Source organism: Streptomyces sp. NPDC034049 (genome assembly GCF_055575575.1).
The window spans coordinates 218,169-233,768 of the sequence record NZ_JBVISJ010000002.1; the positions used below are offsets into that span (position 1 = coordinate 218,169).

17 protein-coding genes and 1 riboswitch are annotated in these 15,600 nt (G+C 71.8%); of the genes, 4 read left to right on the top strand and 13 right to left on the bottom strand.

The window, feature by feature from the left end:
• Nucleotides 1-29: 29 nt before the first annotated feature.
• A riboswitch (cobalamin riboswitch) is annotated at nucleotides 30-165 on the top strand.
• A gap of 124 nt (nucleotides 166-289) precedes the next feature.
• Both ACZ52C_RS05785 and ACZ52C_RS05790 read left to right on the top strand, forming a co-directional pair.
• Entirely contained in the window at nucleotides 290-2,776 is a 2,487-nt protein-coding gene (locus ACZ52C_RS05785; protein WP_469073581.1) for a ribonucleoside-diphosphate reductase subunit alpha, read from the top strand.
• A complete protein-coding gene (locus ACZ52C_RS05790; protein ID WP_469073582.1) occupies nucleotides 2,776-3,786 on the top strand; it encodes a ribonucleotide-diphosphate reductase subunit beta in 1,011 nt (336 codons plus the stop codon). The genes ACZ52C_RS05785 and ACZ52C_RS05790 overlap by 1 nt, the downstream gene beginning before the upstream one ends.
• Nucleotides 3,787-3,851: 65 nt before the next feature.
• Here ACZ52C_RS05790 and ACZ52C_RS05795 read toward each other — a convergent pair whose 3' ends face one another.
• Nucleotides 3,852-4,022: a hypothetical protein gene (locus tag ACZ52C_RS05795; protein ID WP_469073583.1), complete on the bottom strand. Its 171-nt coding sequence runs from the start codon at nucleotides 4,020-4,022 to the stop codon at nucleotides 3,852-3,854.
• A 93-nt stretch (nucleotides 4,023-4,115) separates the two neighbouring features.
• On the opposite strand from ACZ52C_RS05795, the gene ACZ52C_RS05800 reads away from it, so the two are divergent.
• Entirely contained in the window at nucleotides 4,116-5,078 is a 963-nt protein-coding gene (locus ACZ52C_RS05800) for a GlxA family transcriptional regulator (RefSeq protein ID WP_469073584.1), read from the top strand.
• Nucleotides 5,079-5,096: 18 nt separating this feature from the next.
• Here the strand turns inward: ACZ52C_RS05800 and def are convergent, their stop codons facing one another.
• From def to ACZ52C_RS05840, 8 genes are all read right to left on the bottom strand, one after another.
• Nucleotides 5,097-5,747 carry a peptide deformylase gene (def, locus tag ACZ52C_RS05805; RefSeq protein ID WP_319107567.1) on the bottom strand — a complete coding sequence of 217 codons (651 nt, stop codon included), beginning with the start codon at nucleotides 5,745-5,747 and terminating at the stop codon, nucleotides 5,097-5,099.
• Nucleotides 5,748-5,886: 139 nt separating this feature from the next.
• Complete coding sequence (locus tag ACZ52C_RS05810) at nucleotides 5,887-6,894, bottom strand: tetratricopeptide repeat protein (RefSeq protein ID WP_045559036.1); 1,008 nt, start codon at nucleotides 6,892-6,894, stop codon at nucleotides 5,887-5,889.
• A gap of 127 nt (nucleotides 6,895-7,021) precedes the next feature.
• Nucleotides 7,022-8,251 carry an HD-GYP domain-containing protein gene (locus tag ACZ52C_RS05815; protein ID WP_469073585.1) on the bottom strand — a complete coding sequence of 410 codons (1,230 nt, stop codon included), beginning with the start codon at nucleotides 8,249-8,251 and terminating at the stop codon, nucleotides 7,022-7,024.
• Nucleotides 8,248-9,714: an HD-GYP domain-containing protein gene (locus ACZ52C_RS05820; RefSeq protein ID WP_469073586.1), complete on the bottom strand. Its 1,467-nt coding sequence runs from the start codon at nucleotides 9,712-9,714 to the stop codon at nucleotides 8,248-8,250. Before ACZ52C_RS05820 ends, ACZ52C_RS05815 begins: the two co-directional genes overlap by 4 nt.
• 272 nt (nucleotides 9,715-9,986) lie before the next feature.
• On the bottom strand, nucleotides 9,987-10,376 hold the full coding sequence (locus ACZ52C_RS05825) for a roadblock/LC7 domain-containing protein (protein WP_045559037.1): 390 nt from the start codon (nucleotides 10,374-10,376) through the stop codon (nucleotides 9,987-9,989).
• Nucleotides 10,377-10,461: 85 nt separating this feature from the next.
• Nucleotides 10,462-10,599 (bottom strand): hypothetical protein, encoded by a 138-nt coding sequence (locus tag ACZ52C_RS05830; protein WP_469073587.1) that lies wholly within the window; start codon nucleotides 10,597-10,599, stop codon nucleotides 10,462-10,464.
• Between the two features lie 377 nt (nucleotides 10,600-10,976).
• Entirely contained in the window at nucleotides 10,977-11,804 is an 828-nt protein-coding gene (locus ACZ52C_RS05835; RefSeq protein ID WP_469073588.1) for a hypothetical protein, read from the bottom strand.
• On the bottom strand, nucleotides 11,801-12,142 hold the full coding sequence (locus ACZ52C_RS05840) for a hypothetical protein (protein WP_045559249.1): 342 nt from the start codon (nucleotides 12,140-12,142) through the stop codon (nucleotides 11,801-11,803). Before ACZ52C_RS05840 ends, ACZ52C_RS05835 begins: the two co-directional genes overlap by 4 nt.
• A gap of 195 nt (nucleotides 12,143-12,337) precedes the next feature.
• On the opposite strand from ACZ52C_RS05840, the gene ACZ52C_RS05845 reads away from it, so the two are divergent.
• Nucleotides 12,338-12,703, top strand: coding sequence for a hypothetical protein (locus tag ACZ52C_RS05845; RefSeq protein ID WP_469073589.1), 366 nt, complete (start codon nucleotides 12,338-12,340; stop codon nucleotides 12,701-12,703).
• 87 nt (nucleotides 12,704-12,790) lie between these two features.
• Here the strand turns inward: ACZ52C_RS05845 and rsrA are convergent, their stop codons facing one another.
• The 4 genes from rsrA to ACZ52C_RS05865 all read right to left on the bottom strand — a co-directional run bounded on the left by rsrA (nucleotide 12,791) and on the right by ACZ52C_RS05865 (nucleotide 15,503).
• The gene (gene rsrA, locus ACZ52C_RS05850) at nucleotides 12,791-13,102 is read right to left on the bottom strand and encodes a mycothiol system anti-sigma-R factor (protein WP_469073590.1); all 312 of its coding nucleotides are present in this window, start codon (nucleotides 13,100-13,102) and stop codon (nucleotides 12,791-12,793) included.
• Nucleotides 13,099-13,770, bottom strand: a complete 672-nt coding sequence (gene sigR / locus ACZ52C_RS05855; protein WP_045559042.1) for an RNA polymerase sigma factor SigR — start codon at nucleotides 13,768-13,770, stop codon at nucleotides 13,099-13,101. The genes rsrA and sigR overlap by 4 nt, the downstream gene beginning before the upstream one ends.
• 271 nt (nucleotides 13,771-14,041) lie before the next feature.
• A complete protein-coding gene (locus ACZ52C_RS05860) occupies nucleotides 14,042-14,686 on the bottom strand; it encodes an alpha/beta hydrolase family protein (protein ID WP_469073591.1) in 645 nt (214 codons plus the stop codon).
• Between the two features lies 1 nt (nucleotide 14,687).
• A complete protein-coding gene (locus tag ACZ52C_RS05865; RefSeq protein WP_469073592.1) occupies nucleotides 14,688-15,503 on the bottom strand; it encodes an SOS response-associated peptidase in 816 nt (271 codons plus the stop codon).
• Between the last annotated feature and the right edge of the window lie 97 nt (nucleotides 15,504-15,600).

The window sequence follows — 15,600 nt, forward strand, 5'->3', positions numbered from 1 at the left end:
GGGTGACATCGCGCCCCAGCACTAGATGTATGCTCATGCTCGCTGTCGCCGCAGGGGAATCCGGTGTGAATCCGGAACTGTCCCGCAACGGTGTACTTGCGTGCACACCTCACCATGTGCGCACGCCTGTTCAGTCCGAACACCTGCCGACAGTGCGCCCGGCCGTCCGGTCCGGGTGCCCTGACGTCCGGGCCTCGTGGAATGGGCCGGTGGACGCGACGCCCCCGTGCGCTCGTGTGCTGCCGCCTGCCCTCCGCAGGGCCTCCAGCCGAGCGAGGGAGAGCCCCACGTGACCATCGCGCCAGCCGATCCGGTGTCAGCCGACCTGGCTGCAGCCGAGCCGGTTCCAGCCGAGCCGGTGCCGGCCGCCCCGGCGACGGAGACCGACGCTCCCGGTACCGCGTTGCTGCGGACCCTGACCGAGCTGACCGCCGACCTCCCCGACGCCGACCCCGGTCGGGTCGCCGCCGCCGCGCTGCGCGGCCGGTCGGTGCGCGCGTCCTCCGCCGAGATGGTCGCGGAGCTGCGCGAGCTGGCCACGGAGGCGGCCGCGGGTCTCATCTCCGAGGACCCCGCCTACTCGAGACTGGCCGCCCGGCTGCTGGCCATCGGCATCCGTGCCGAGGCGGCCTCGCAGGGCGTCACGACGTTCACCGAGTCCATCGCCGTGGGGCACCGTGAGGGCCTCGTCGCCGACCGCACGGCCGAGTTCACCCGCACCCACGCCGACCGCCTCGACGCCCTGATCGACCCGGCGGGCGACGACCGCTTCGGCTACTTCGGCCTGCGCACCCTGTACAGCCGCTATCTGCTCCGGCACCCCCTCACCCGCAAGGTCCTCGAGACGCCCCAGCACTTCATGCTGCGGGTCGCCGCCGGCCTCGCCGAGGAGACGGGGGCCGACGAGCAGGCGGGCGTCCGCGCCCTCGACGAGGTCGCCGCGCTCTACGGGCTCATGAGCCGCCTCGACTACCTCCCCTCCTCCCCCACGCTCTTCAACTCCGGTACGCGACACCCCCAGATGTCGTCCTGCTACCTCCTCGACTCCCCGCTGGACGAGCTGGACTCCCTCTACGACCGCTACCACCAGGTGGCCCGCCTCTCGAAGCACGCAGGCGGCATCGGCCTGTCGTACTCCCGCATCCGCTCGCGCGGTTCGCTGATCCGGGGCACCAACGGGCACTCCAACGGCATCGTGCCGTTCCTGAAGACGCTGGACGCCTCGGTCGCCGCCGTGAACCAGGGCGGCCGGCGCAAGGGCGCGGCCGCGGTCTACCTGGAGACCTGGCACTCCGACATCGAGGAGTTCCTGGAGCTGCGCGACAACACCGGCGAGGACGCCCGGCGTACACACAACCTGAACCTGGCGCACTGGATCCCGGACGAGTTCATGCGCCGGGTCGACGCCGACGAGCAGTGGTCGTTGTTCTCCCCGTCCGACGTGCCCGAGCTGGTCGACCTGTGGGGCGAGGAGTTCGAGGCCGCGTACCGCAGGGCGGAGGCGGAGGGCCTCGCGAAGAAGACCATCGCCGCCCGTGACCTGTACGGCCGGATGATGCGCACCCTCGCGCAGACCGGCAACGGCTGGATGACCTTCAAGGACGCGGCCAACCGCACGGCGAACCAGACGGCCGAGCCGGGCCACGTCATCCACTCCTCCAACCTCTGCACGGAGATCCTGGAGGTCACCAACGACGAGGAGACCGCGGTCTGCAACCTGGGCTCGGTGAACCTCGGCGCGTTCGTCGACCGGGCGACGGGCGACATGGACTGGGCGCGGCTGGACGCGACCGTCCGCACCGCCGTCACCTTCCTCGACCGCGTGGTCGACATCAACTTCTACCCGACCGAGCAGGCGGGCCGCTCCAACGCCAAGTGGCGTCCGGTCGGGCTCGGCGCGATGGGTCTCCAGGACGTCTTCTTCCAGCTGCGGCTGCCCTTCGACTCCCCGGCGGCGAAGGCCCTGTCCACACGGATCGCCGAGCGCGTCATGCTCGCCGCGTACGAGGCCTCCGCCGACCTCGCCGAGCGCACGGGCCCGCTGCCGGCCTGGGAGAAGACGCGCACGGCGCGCGGTGTGCTGCACCCCGACCACTACGGTGTCGAGTTCACCTGGCCGGAGCGCTGGGCGGCCCTGCGTGAGCGCGTCGCGAGGACGGGCCTGCGCAACTCCCTGCTCCTCGCCATCGCGCCGACGGCCACCATCGCCTCGATCGCCGGTGTGTACGAGTGCATCGAGCCGCAGGTGTCCAACCTGTTCAAGCGCGAGACGCTGTCCGGCGAGTTCCTCCAGGTCAACTCGTATCTGGTGAACGACCTGAAGGAGCTGGGCGTCTGGGACGCCCGCACCCGTGAGGCGCTGCGCGAGTCAGGCGGCTCGGTGCAGGACTTCGCGTGGATCCCGGCCGAGGTCCGGGCGCTGTACCGCACGGCCTGGGAGATCCCGCAGCGTGGCCTGATCGACATGGCCGCCGCCCGCACGCCGTATCTGGACCAGGCGCAGTCGCTCAACCTGTTCCTGGAGACGCCGACCATCGGCAAGCTCTCCTCGATGTACGCGTACGCCTGGAAGTCGGGCCTGAAGACCACGTACTACCTGCGCTCCCGCCCGGCGACCCGCATCGCCCGCGCGGCGCAGGGCCAGGGCCGGGCTCAGCAGCCCGAGAAGACCATCCCCGTCGACGAAGTGACGGCGTCAGCCGCACAGCAGGCGGCCGACCCGGATGCCGTCGCCTGCTCCCTTGAGAACCCCGAGTCCTGCGAGGCCTGTCAGTGATGCCCAGCAACCAGAATCTCCTCGACCCCGGCTTCGAGCTGACTCTCCGCCCGATGCGCTACCCGGACTTCTACGAGCGCTACCGGGACGCGATCAAGAACACCTGGACCGTGGAGGAGGTCGACCTCCACTCGGACGTCGCCGACCTCGCGAAGCTCTCCCCCGCGGAGCAGCACCTGATCGGCCGTCTGGTCGCGTTCTTCGCGACGGGCGACTCGATCGTGGCGAACAACCTCGTGCTGACCCTCTACAAGCACATCAACTCCCCTGAGGCGCGGCTCTATCTGAGCCGCCAGCTCTTCGAGGAGGCCGTGCACGTCCAGTTCTATCTGACGCTGCTGGACACCTACCTCCCTGACCCCGAGGACCGGGTGGCGGCCTTCGCGGCGGTGGAGAACATCCCCTCCATCCGGGAGAAGGCTGAGTTCTGCTTCCGGTGGATGGACTCGGTGGAGAAGCTGGACCGGCTGGAGTCCCAGGCGGATCGCCGCCGCTTCCTGCTCAACCTGATCTGCTTCGCGGCGTGCATCGAGGGCCTGTTCTTCTACGGCGCCTTCGCGTACGTCTACTGGTTCCGCAGCCGGGGTCTGCTGCACGGTCTGGCCACCGGCACCAACTGGGTGTTCCGCGACGAGACGATGCACATGTCCTTCGCCTTCGAGGTGGTGGACACCGTCCGCAAGGAGGAGCCGGAGCTCTTCGACGACCAGCTCCAGCAGCAGGTCACGGACATGCTGAGGGAGGCCGTCGAGGCCGAGCTGCAGTTCGGGCGCGACCTGTGCGGTGACGGCCTCCCGGGCATGAACACCGAGTCGATGCGGCAGTACCTGGAGTGCGTGGCCGACCAGCGCCTGACCCGCCTCGGCTTCGCCCCGGTGTACGGCTCGGAGAACCCCTTCTCCTTCATGGAGTTGCAGGGCGTCCAGGAGCTGACCAACTTCTTCGAGCGGCGCCCGTCCGCGTACCAGGTCGCGGTGGAGGGCACCGTCGACCTGGACGAGGACTTCTAGCGGGAGGCACCGGGGCCCTCGACCGTGCGCCGACGTCCCCCTGCCCTCGGCGTGGGCGCCCCTGGTCAGGCGGGGCGGGCGACGCGGTGCGAGGCCCGCCGCTCCTCCGCCCGCTTGAGCTGCCGGTCGACGCGTCGGTCGTGCACGACGCCGACGACCGCGGGCAGCACCACCAGGGCGAGGAGTCCGAGGACGGCCAGTGTTCCGATGAGTCCTTGCAGCTGTGTCGTATCCATGGACATTACTGTCGCGCCGAACGCTCCTGACAAACAGTGGCAGGACTGCCGCACCCCCTCGAATTCCTGCCACTGAGGAGGCACACTGGCAGCATGCTGAAGAACGTGGCCGCCATCCTCATGGACGGGGTGCATCCCTTCGAACTGGGCGTCGTCTGCGAGGTCTTCGGGCTCGACCGCAGCGACGAGGGCCTGCCGGTGTACGACTTCGCGGTCGCGTCGGCGGAGGGCCCGACCCTGGGGACGCACGCGGGGTTCACCGTCTCCACGCCGTACGGCCTGGACCGCCTCGAAGAGGCCGACCTGGTGGTCGTACCGGCGGGCGACAGCTATGTGCACCGGACCTACCCGGCCGAGCTGCTCGACGCGCTGCGCCGGGCCGCGGACCGGGGCGCCCGGGTGCTGAGCGTGTGCTCGGGCGTCTTCGTGCTCGGCGCCGCCGGGCTGCTGGACGGCCGGCCGTGCACGGTCCACTGGCGGCACGCCGAGGAACTGGCCCGGCAGTATCCGCGCGCGATGGTCGAGCCGGACGTGCTGTACGTGGACGCTGACCCGGTGATCACCTCGGCGGGCACGGCGGCCGGTATCGACGCCTGCCTGCACATCGTCCGCAAGGAGCAGGGGCCGGAGGTGGCGAACAGGATCGCCCGGCGGATGGTGGTGCCGCCGCACCGCGACGGCGGCCAGGCCCAGTACATCGACCGGCCGCTGCCGCGCTCGCAGTGCGACACGGTCGGCGAGGTGCTCGTGTGGATGGAACGGCATCTCGACGAGGAGGTCACCGTCGAGCAGCTCGCCGCCCGCGCGCACATGTCCCCGCGCACCTTCGCGCGCCGCTTCCAGCAGGAGACCGGGACCACGCCGTACCGCTGGATCCTGCGCCAACGGGTACTGCTGGCCCAGCGGTTGCTGGAGGCGACGGACGAGACGGTGGACGCCATCGCCTGGCGCACCGGCTTCGGCACCGCCGCCGCCCTGCGTCATCAGTTCGTCCGGTCGCTGGGCACGACCCCGCAGGCCTACCGCCGGACGTTCCGGGGCCCGGAGGCCGCCTGAGGGCGGCGGGGACCCGGCTCAGTCGTTGGCGACCACGGGGTAGCGGGGCTCGTTCTCGGCCATCTGCCGCAGGGCGTCCTTGCGGTCGCGCTTGGAGAGCCGATCGATGTAGAGGTAGCCGTACAGGTGGTCGGTCTCGTGCTGGAGGCAGCGCGCGAAGTAGCCGGTGCCGCGGACCTTGATCGGGTTGCCCTTCTCGTCCTGCCCGGTGACCTCGGCGTAGTCGGGGCGGGCGAGCGGCATGTACGCCGTCGGCACGGACAGGCAGCCCTCGTTGCTGTCGTCCAACCGGCGCTTCTCGGCGGGCAGTTCGACCAGCTTCGGGTTGCAGACGACACCGGTGTGGCGCTTGCCCTCGTCGTCCGGGCAGTCGTACACGAACACCTTCAGGTCGACGCCGACCTGGTTCGCGGCCAGGCCCACGCCCTCGGCGGTGTGCTGGCTGGCGAACATGTCGTCCACCAGCTTGGCCAGCTCGTCGCCGAACTCCGTGACGTCCTTGCACTCCTTGTGCAGCACCGGGTTCCCGACCACGGTGATCGGCAACGACGTGCCGCGCTCGCGGTAGGCCTGCTCGCGCTCCTCGCAGTCCTCCGTGTCGATGACGAACCCCTCGTCATCGACGGGGAGCACGCCCACGTGCTGCTGATCGGTGTCCTGCTGGGCCATGACAGACGTACGCCTTCCTCAAAACAACAAGCGATGAAGTTGCTGATACAGGGTACGGGGATCGGGCCCCCGTAAGGGGCGCGGGGAACTGCGCGAGCGACCACGACGAGCCGGCGGCCGGAAGAGAACCGCGAGCCCCCTAACAAACCTCTTCCAGATCCCGCCAATCACGGGAATCCGGACTGTCCGCGACCCACCCGTCCAGCAGCCCCCGAACCAGCGAGGCCGGCGCGGCCACCCCGCACTCCCGCTCCGGCGCCCACAGCTGCCCGTCCGTCACGTGCCCGAGCGGCCCGGGATGCCCCGGCTCGCTGTGATCGTGCGGATCGAGATGCTCGCCGTCGCCCTCGTCGGACGGCATCCGCGACTCCGAGCACAGCCGGCACAGCAACCGCACCGACGACGACCAGTCCTCCGCCGCGAACCCCGCGTCCGCCGCGAGCCGCTCCAGCGCGTCCCGGTCCGCCTCGGTCGCGGCCTCCAGCAGCACCACCCAGGTCGGCACGGGGGACGGCGCCCACAACTCGATCTCGTCGAACACCGGATACGCGTGCCCCGCGGCCGTGGTCCGCTCGCCGTGCGGCACCCCGTCGTGCAGGACGACCTCGCCCCAGCGCCGGCCGGAGGACGGCAACGGGATGGAGAGCACCTCGATCCGGGCGGGGTCGAGCCGCCGCCCCCAGACCACCTCGGCCTCGCCTTCGGGTGAGAGCCGTACGGCCGCGCTGCCGAGGTCCATGCCCACCGGCTCACCGGAGTCGCCGGGTCCGCTTCCGGGTTTCGGCCGGGACGCGCCCCCGGGCACCCGCAGTCCGTACGCCTGCCAGGCCCGGCGGGCCAGCGGCCAGTCCTGGAGGGCGGTCGCGGCGATGCCGACGTTCCACCAGTCCGGTGCGCCGGTCTCCCGGTCGAGCAGCGCGACGGCCCTGAGGCCGGCCGCTCTCGCCTGCTCCCAGTCGTGCCGGAACTTGTGCAGCAGCGCCAGGTTGAACCAGGACTCGGACAGCCACGGCTCCAGGTCCGCGGCACGTGTCAGCAGCGCCCCCGCGTCCTCGTACCGACCGTCGCCGATCAGCGTGAACGCACGATCGGTGGCCTGCCGCCAGGAGGCGGAGGGCCGATGCCGTCCCTTGCCGAAGATCCTCACGATTCCCGCCTGCCAGTTACGGTTCCCGCCTGCCAGTTCCGTCGGAGTGGGCTGGCCGTCGCCCCCGGTACACCCTCTCCCTCGCATCCAACCACGACCGGATGGAGGGCCGCTCATTACCCATGGGTTACCCCACCGCGGGCAAGGTCAGACAGTCTCTCGACAGTACCCGCGCGAGCGACTCCACCACCTCCGGGTGATAGTCCCGAGCCGTGCCCAGCCGCAGCTCCTCCAGCGCCCTGAGCGGTCCTTCGGGCCCTGCTTCCCGGACCTTCTCCTCGTATGCGTTCACGGCACGCACGATTCGCGCGCCGACCGGCTGCTCACGGTACGGATCCGCCTGCCGTTCCACCACCACGGCGACCTGGGCGTCCACCCCGGTCTGCCGTACGACGGCACCGCCCAGCAGCGCGATCCGGCGCTGCTCGGCCGCCGGGAGCCCGGCGGTGGCTCCGGCGGGGACGGGGTCGACGAGGCTCAGCTGGCCGATGTCGTGCATCAGGGCCGCGTACTCGACGACGGTCAGCTGGGACTCGCCGAGCCCCAGCTCACGGCCCACTTCGCGGCTCAGCAGAGCCACCCGCCGGGCGTGCCCGGCCGGGGTGTACCCGGCGATCTCCGTGGCGCGGGCGAGGGAGGCGATGGTCTGCCGGTAGGTGGCACGGACATGGGCGTACCGCCGCAGCGACAGCTGGGTGAGCAGCAGCGGCAGCGAGAAGACCGGCAGCGCCCACAGCCCGGCCACACCGATCGCGAGGGCCATGACGGCCCCCGTCGCGCACACCGCCGACCCTATGCCGGGCAGCGCCCGCAGCTCGTCCCTCAGCAGCGGGCCGAACGGCCACCGGGTCCGTGCGTGCGCCATGGCCGCCGCCAGCACGGCGTCGCACAGCGCGGTCAGGACGAGCAGCAGGGCGAGCAGCAGGGCGTACGAGGGGCCGCTCCACTCCGGCGGCAGGGCCCGGTGGCGCAGCGGCTGGAAGCAGAGGGCGGCGAAGGCGACGGTGAGCACGCGCCGGGTGAGGTGATCGACGGTCGACCCGTGCCCCAGGGCCACATGCGGGACGCATCCCAGCAGCGCGGCCGCGACGACGACGGCGACGACCTGGGGCACTCCGTGCCCCGTCGGCCGCCCGGCGTTCTCCCCCAGCAGCGCGTACGCCAGCGCCCCGGCCGCCCCGAGCGGCGCCACATCACGCCCCTCCGCCCCGCGCCACCGCGACAGCTCCCCCGCGCCCACAAGCACCCCGAACGCGAGTGCGACACCGGGGTCGTCGAGACCGTGCCAGAGGGTGTGCCCGAGGGCCGGCAGAGCAAGGCCCCCGGCGAGACAGCGAAACCCTAGGAGCAGCCTCACGACACCCGCCCCTCACCACCACGGCCCCGTGCCCGCCCATCGTCCGCCGGAGCGAGATCCGCCTGCGCACCGTCCTCCCGAGGGCCGGTCTCCATCCCCCCGGCCACCTCCGCCGTCCCCGCGCCCGGCCCCCGCACCTCCTCCCCCGGCCCCGCCGCCCCCGGCGCCCCACCCGGCGGGACGTTTCCGCTGGGGGTCGCGGTGACGGTCGGGGTCCAGCCGTGGCGGGTGAGGGCGCGGATCAGTGCCGACACCATGGCGGGGTCGAACTGGGCGCCCGCGCAGCGCCGCAGTTCGGCGAGGGCGGCGGCGACGGGGCGGGCCCGGCGGTAGGAGCGGGTGGAGGTCATGGCGTCGAAGGCGTCGGCGACCGCGACGATCCGGGCGAACTCGGGGATCTGACCGCCGACCAGGCCGTAGGGGTACCCGCTCCCGTCCAGCCGCTCGTGGTGGTGCAGCACGGCGGCCCGGGCCTCGCCGAGGAAGGAGATTCCGCGCACCATCTCGTGGCCGTACTCGGGATGCAGTTCGACGACCCGCCGCTCCTCGGGCGTCAGCGGCCCGTCCTTGCGGAGCAACCGCGTGGGCACCCCCAGCTTCCCCACGTCGTGCAGGATCCCGGCGAACCGGAGGGCCTCGGCCCGCTCGTCGTCCATGCCCAGTTCCCGTGCGATCAGCAGCGACGCCTGGCCGACCCGCTCGCTGTGCCCGCGCGTGTACCCGTCCTTGATGTCGACGGCCTGGACCAGCGCGCGGATGGTCGCCCGGTGCGCCGCCCGCTCCCGGTGGTACTGCGCGAACACCCAGCAGGACACGTACATCGGCAGCAGCACGAGCAGCGCGGCGACGGGCCCGTGCGGGCTGCGCCACAGCACGGCCATCATCAGCCCGGCGAATCCGTGCACGGTGACGGGCGCCAGCGACCGCCACAGGAGCCCGCGCCAGGCGACGCGTGCGGGCACCCGCTCGGCGAGCGCCAGGATCCCGCCGTCGAGCAGCGCGAGCACCCCGCAGAACACCACCGCCGCGGCCCCGGCGGGCAGCAGCGCGTACGGGAAGTCGGGGCCGGCGACCGCGTCCCGGCCGCCGAGCGCCGCGTGCGTGTGCGACGCGGCCGCCACCGCGAGCACCAGCCGTCCCGCCCGCCAGCTCCGCCGCAGCCCTCGCGGCCGCTGCTCGACCCGGGAGACCAGCGCCCCCGGCACGGCGACGAGCGCGGCGGCGGGCACCGGCAGCAGAAAGGCCCCGGCGAGAAGGACGGGGAAGAAGGTGCCCATGCCCCTGGGCGCGCGGTGGCCCATGAAGGGGCAGCGGGTGATCTGCTCGCACGCGGCGTACAGCGCGGCGAGCAGGGCCACGGCCCACCACGGGACAGGGCTGCCGGGAAGGGGCGCGAGACAGGCCAGGGCTCCGAGGACGACACAGGCGACGTACACACGTGCCCATGCCGGCACTGAGCCCATGGCACCCTCCCGAGTTCAGGCTCCGGAGCCTAGGACGGGCCGGAACGGGAGGGGACGGCTACGGGTGAATCCATCACGCCACGACGGCCGGATTAACTCCTTCGAGTGAAGCGCCGCTCTCGTGCGGACCGACCGACCGCCCGACGCACCACCGCGCCTCGCGCCGCCCGGCCTCACACCGCCGTGCCTCGCGCCGCCGGGCCTCACACCGCCCGGCCTCACACCGCCGGGCCTCACACCGCCGGGCCTCGCGCCCGTCGAGCCGCTTCCGCTCAGTGCGCCACGTCCGCGGCGAGGGCCCTGTTGAGCTGTTCCACGGTCGCCGGGGACTCACGTTGGAAGGCGGCGAGGTCGAGGCCGTCGTCGCCCATGACGGTCAGCAGGGTGCGCTCCCCCACGGCGACGACGATGACATGCCCCGCGCCGCACCGGACGACGACCTCGCGGAGCGCCCCGACTCCGGACTGGTCGGCCATACGGCGGCTGACCCCGAGGGTGGCGGCGGCGAGGGCGGCGACGGACTCGGGGTGGACCTTGTCGACGTCGGCGACGACGAGGAGCCCGTCCACGGTGGACAGGACGCTCTCGGCGACGCCCATCACCCGGTCACGCAACGAGGCCAGGATGCCGGTCAGCGATTCGGTCGACGCGTGTGCGGTCATGGGCGCGTGCTCCTTGGTCCATACGTCTGCGGTGGGTGTGCGGTCCGAGCGGCAGAAGGTGCTGGCGGGACTGCCCCGGCGCCCGCTACTCGGGCAGGTGAGGGTCGGACTCGGGCAGAGCCCGCAGCCCGCGGCGGACACGCCGCAGCATTTCGACGGAGGGTCGGTCGGCGAGCAGCTCCTCGGCCGACAGCAGGGACGTGGGCGGGAACGGGGACGGCACGGCTGGGTTGTCCGACGTGTCGTCACCGGCGTCCGCGGGAGGACGCGGCGCGCCCCGCACGGGTAACGGCGGTGGCTTCGCGGCGACTTCACCGGGTCCGGCGCGCGACGGCCGTGCTGCGGCCGGGGCGTCGTGCTCGGTGGGCGGTACCGTTCCGGCCGCCGTCCCACCGGACGGTGGCCGTGCGGCCGCGCCGCCCCCGGGCTCGGCGGACGGCGGTCGTGCGGCCTCGGGGTGGGCGGGCGCGACGGACGGCGGGGCTTCGGCGGGCGGGACCGGGCGGTCGTCCGCGGGCGCTCTCGGCACCGGACGCCGTCTCAGGCGGGCGACCTTGCTGCGTATACGGCGTTTGCGGGCCGGGTCCTTGTGGGGGCTCACTACCCGCCCTTCGCTCCGAGGTCTCCGGCGGGAGAGCCTCCACCGGGCCTGCGTCTGGGCAGGGGACCGGCTCTCTGTGACGGTTCGTCCGGTGCGGGCTGCCCCTGGAGGACCCGGGGCGCGGTGCTGGGCCGACCGTCGGGGACGGACCTGGTCTCCCAGTGGACGGCCCGGCGCGCTTCCAGCCGGATCAGGTCCAGCATCACCGCGTAGAGTCCGCGCCCCCGGGCGAAGGCGAGGTCACGGGGGGTACGGCGGCCGTTGGCGCTCTCGACGAGGTCCCGGTGACGCCGGGTCAGCCGTGCGTCGGGCTCCGGGGTGCCGATCGGCCGGGGCCGGATCCGGGCCAGTTCGCCCGCGGGACCCCACAGCCGGGTCAGCAGGGCCATACGGCGGGTGGTCTCCTCGGCCAGCGGCCGGGGCTCGATACCGGGCCGGGCGAGGAGGGTGGGCCGGCGTTCGATCAGCTCCCAGCCGCCGGGCGGGCTGAGCGCCATCGCGAAGGCCCCGTCGAACACGGCCGCCGTGCAGACGACCTCCAGTTCGGCGGCACCGATCAGATGGGCGGCGACCAGATGCGCGGCGAGCCGGTCCGCGTCGGGTTCGGCCGCGCAGGCCGCCAGCCAGGCGTCGTCGTCGATCCGGCCGGAGGCGAGCAGCGTGGATGTCGCGGTCGGCGCGCCCGGTGTCTCGATCGCCCCGATCAGTCCGTCCCGCAGGTGGATCGTGCCACCGGGGGAGCCGGAGACCCGTACCGTGCCGGTGTAGCTTTCCTGGTGCAGTGCCTGCAGCAGGGCGGGGACGTTGCGCGCCGAGGGTGTCTTCACGCCAGCACCTCGCGCGCCCGGTCGCCGAGGCTGCGCAGTGCCAGCGCCACGTTCGCCCGGTCGCGGTCGAGCCCGGCCGCGAGCAGCAGCGGGTCGCCGGCCGACCGGTCCACGGAGAGCAGCACATGATGGCGTCGTCTGCTGGTCATGACCACGCTCTCCAGCTCCCCCTCGGCCCCGGCCGCGCCGAGCCGGTCGGAGATGAGGGTGGCGAGATCCGAGCACTCCGCCCCCGTCCCTGCCTGGGCGGCGTCACCCGCGACGGCGTAGGTCAGTCCCGTGACCGCGTCGATCAGGGCGAGGCCGGTGACGCCGGGAGAGTCGAGAAGCCGGTCCAGGGAGGCCTGGAGCGCGGGCTTCCTTTCCTCAAGTCCCCCCATTCGCCCTCCACGTTGACGCGCCGCACAGTACTTTGAACGCCAACTTCCGTAACCCGCAGAAAAGTTGATGTTTGTGACCGCTCGGGTCACTCATGTCGATCGTAGTTGGCCGGACAGTGACCGGTCAGCAGCACTGAGGAATTGGGGCAGCAAATGAACATCGAGACGGCGCTCAAGGAAGCCATGGCCCTCGACGGTGCGGTCGGTGTCGCGCTGGTCGACTACGAGAGCGGCATGTCGCTCGGCACCCTCGGTGGCGGGGAGCACCTCGACCTCGAACTCGCGGCGGCCGGCAACACCGAGGTGGTGCGCTCCAAGATGCGCACGCTGGCCTCGCTGGACATGGACGACGTGATCGAGGACATCCTGATCACCCTGGGCCGGCAGTACCACCTGATCCGCCCGCTGAGCAGCACCAAGGGATCACTCTTCCTCTACCTGGCGCTGGACCGCTCCCGCAGCAACCTGGCGCTGGCCCGGCACGGCCTGAAGCGCATCGAGAACGGACTCGAGGTCTGAGCCCGTTCTCCCACCTCGCTCCGCACACGACTGAGCCCGTTCCGTGGGCGGCCGGACGGCTCCCACGGAACGGGCTCAGTAGACGGTTCAGCTCTCCTGCGGTGTGACCGGCGAAGCCGTCACATCATGCTCGGGAACGGTCTGTCCCGATCGGATCAGATCGATCCTGCCCATCACCTTGGCGCGCAGATCGGTGGGCACGTCGTCCTGCCCACAGCACCGCTTGACCAGCTTCTTGACGGCCTGTTCGAGCCCGTACTTCTCCAGGCAGGGCGAGCACTCCTCGAAGTGGTGCTCGAACTTGGTGCAGTCGGCGTCGGGCATCTCCCGGTCGAGGAACTCGTAGAGATGATCGAGGATTTCGCTGCACTCCGTCTCATGCGGCTCTCCGCAGCTCATGAGCCCGAGCCTTTCGCTTCGTTCGACTCCCCGGCGCCGGCCGGAACCAGCCCGCGGTCACGCGCGTAGTCCTCGAGCATGCCGCGCAGTTGACGGCGGCCCCGGTGCAGCCGGGACATCACCGTACCGATGGGTGTCCCCATGATGTCGGCGATCTCCTTGTACGCAAAGCCCTCGACATCGGCGAGATACACCGCGATGCGGAACTCCTCGGGGATCGCCTGCAGCGCCGCCTTCACATCCGAGTCGGGCAGGTGGTCAAGCGCCTGCGACTCGGCCGAACGCAGGCCGGTCGACATGTGCGACTCGGCACGCGCCAGCTGCCAGTCCTCGATCTCCTCAGCCGCGCTGCGCTGGGGTTCGCGCTGCTTCTTGCGGTACGAGTTGATGAAGGTGTTCGTGAGGATGCGGTACAGCCAGGCCTTCAGGTTGGTGCCCTCACGGAACTGGTGGAAGGACGCGTACGCCTTCGCGTACGTCTCCTGCACCAGGTCCTCGGCATCGGCCGGGTTGCGCGTCATCCGCAGCGCGGCCGAATACATCTGGTCGAGGAATTCCAGAGCATCCCGCTCGAACCGGGCGCTGCGCTCCGCGGCGGTCTCGGTGCCCTCGGGCTGCTCCGCCTGGCCCCGTTCGGTCCCTGCGTCGGTCCCAGTGACCGGACCCACCTCCTCCAGCGTCTGTGCGATACCGAAACCGGTACCACCAGAATCGGAGGATAGACGACGATCCATGCCCGCCGCCGCCCGAACAGGGCCGCTCTTGGCCGCGTGCAGCACCGTCCAGTCCAGGTCAGCGCGGCTGCTGCGGCTCGGGCAATAGGTCGAACCCATGCGGCGGACTTCCTCTCGTACGGCGGTCAGCACGGTCTTTCGCGCTGTCTGATCCGCACAACCAAGGGCCGCCGCTCCGCATTCCCACCCACCGCCGGACGGGTCATCACAGTGACGCGATCCACTCCACGACACCGTCCGTGATCACCGTCAGCGCCTCGTCCTGCCCGAGGGGCGCCCGCTTCGGGACGGCGAACCCGTGATCCCCGTACGGCACCTCCACGAGCCCGTACGCGCCCTCCGGGAACTCCTCCGGCCTGCCGAAGGGATCGTTGCCGCCCTGGACCACGAGGGTGGGCACCCCCGCCCCGAGCAGTTCGTCGGCCCGGGACTTCTCCGGTCTGCCCGGGGGATGCAGCGGAAAGCTCAACGCCAGTACGGCCGCCGCGCCCAGCTCCGTGGCCGTGCGGCAGGCCACCCGGGCCCCGGCGCTCCGGCCGCCCGCGATCACCGGGAGTCCCGGCTTCGCCAGCGCGGGCCACAGTCCCCGCCAGCCCACGTCCAGCGTTCCGGGCGCGGGTGCGAGCTTCTTCCCGGCCACCCGCCACGGCTGCTCCACCAGGGCGACGGTCACGCCGCGCGCGGGGAGCACGGCGGCGAGGGCCCGCAGATCACGGGCCTCGATGCCGCCGCCGGCGCCATGGCCGACGGCGAGCACGAAGGCCGGGTCCTCGGCCTCGTACCAGCTGACGCGGCCCGTGCCGGCCTCGGTGTCGATCTCTTCCCGCGCTGCTGCCTCGTTCTCGGTCACGTCAGAAGAGTGTGCCCTCCTCGGGCCCCTCCAGCTCCTTCAGCAGCTCCGGGCCGTTGTTGCGGACGTTGCTGACGGCCGTGGAGACGGGGTAGGCGCGCATCAGCCCGGCGGGCGGCGGGTCGAGCAGCCCGCGCAGGTCGTCGGGGTCCGTGCGCGCCGGGTCGAGCCAGCTGTCCCAGCGGTCCGGCGTCAGCATCAGCGGCATCCGGGGGTGGATGTCGGCCAACGCGTGCGGGCCGTCCGCCGGTGCCACCGCCAGCGGGGTCGTCTCGGCCTCCGTCGTGATCACCGAACAGGTCGCCCACCAGGCCTGCGGATGGTCGTCCGGCAGCGTCCTGTCCCGCCAGAACTCGTACAGGCCGGCCATCGCGAAGACGGAGCCGTCTGCCGGGAGCACGAAGTAGGGCTGCTTGCGCGGCCGCTTCTTCTTCCCCTCCACCTCCAGCTCCCGCTCCCCCTGGCCGGTGACCCACTCGAAGTAGCCGTCGGCGGGCAGGATGCACCGCCGGGTGGCGAAGGCGCGGCGGTACGACGGCTTCTCGTGCACGGTCTCCGCGCGAGCGTTGATCATCCGCGCGGCGCCCTCGGGGTTCTTGGACCAGGAAGGGACCAGTCCCCACTTCAGCTTCCGCAGCTGGCGAACCGGCCGCTTGTCGTCGGCGTCCTTCAGAGGGCGGTCGAGGACCGCGTAGACCTCCTTGGTGGGAGCCACGTTGTAATCCGGCTCCAGGGTCTCCTCCGGCTCCCACTTCTCGATCTCAAAGACTCCTGCGAGATCCTCGGGCCTACGACTCGACGCATACCGTCCGCACATGAGTGCCACACTGCCAGGCCGACCCGTCACCCGACCACCACCCCCCGACAACGGCGCCACGCGCCCCCGTCGATCGCGACCCCGAGGAGCCACCGCA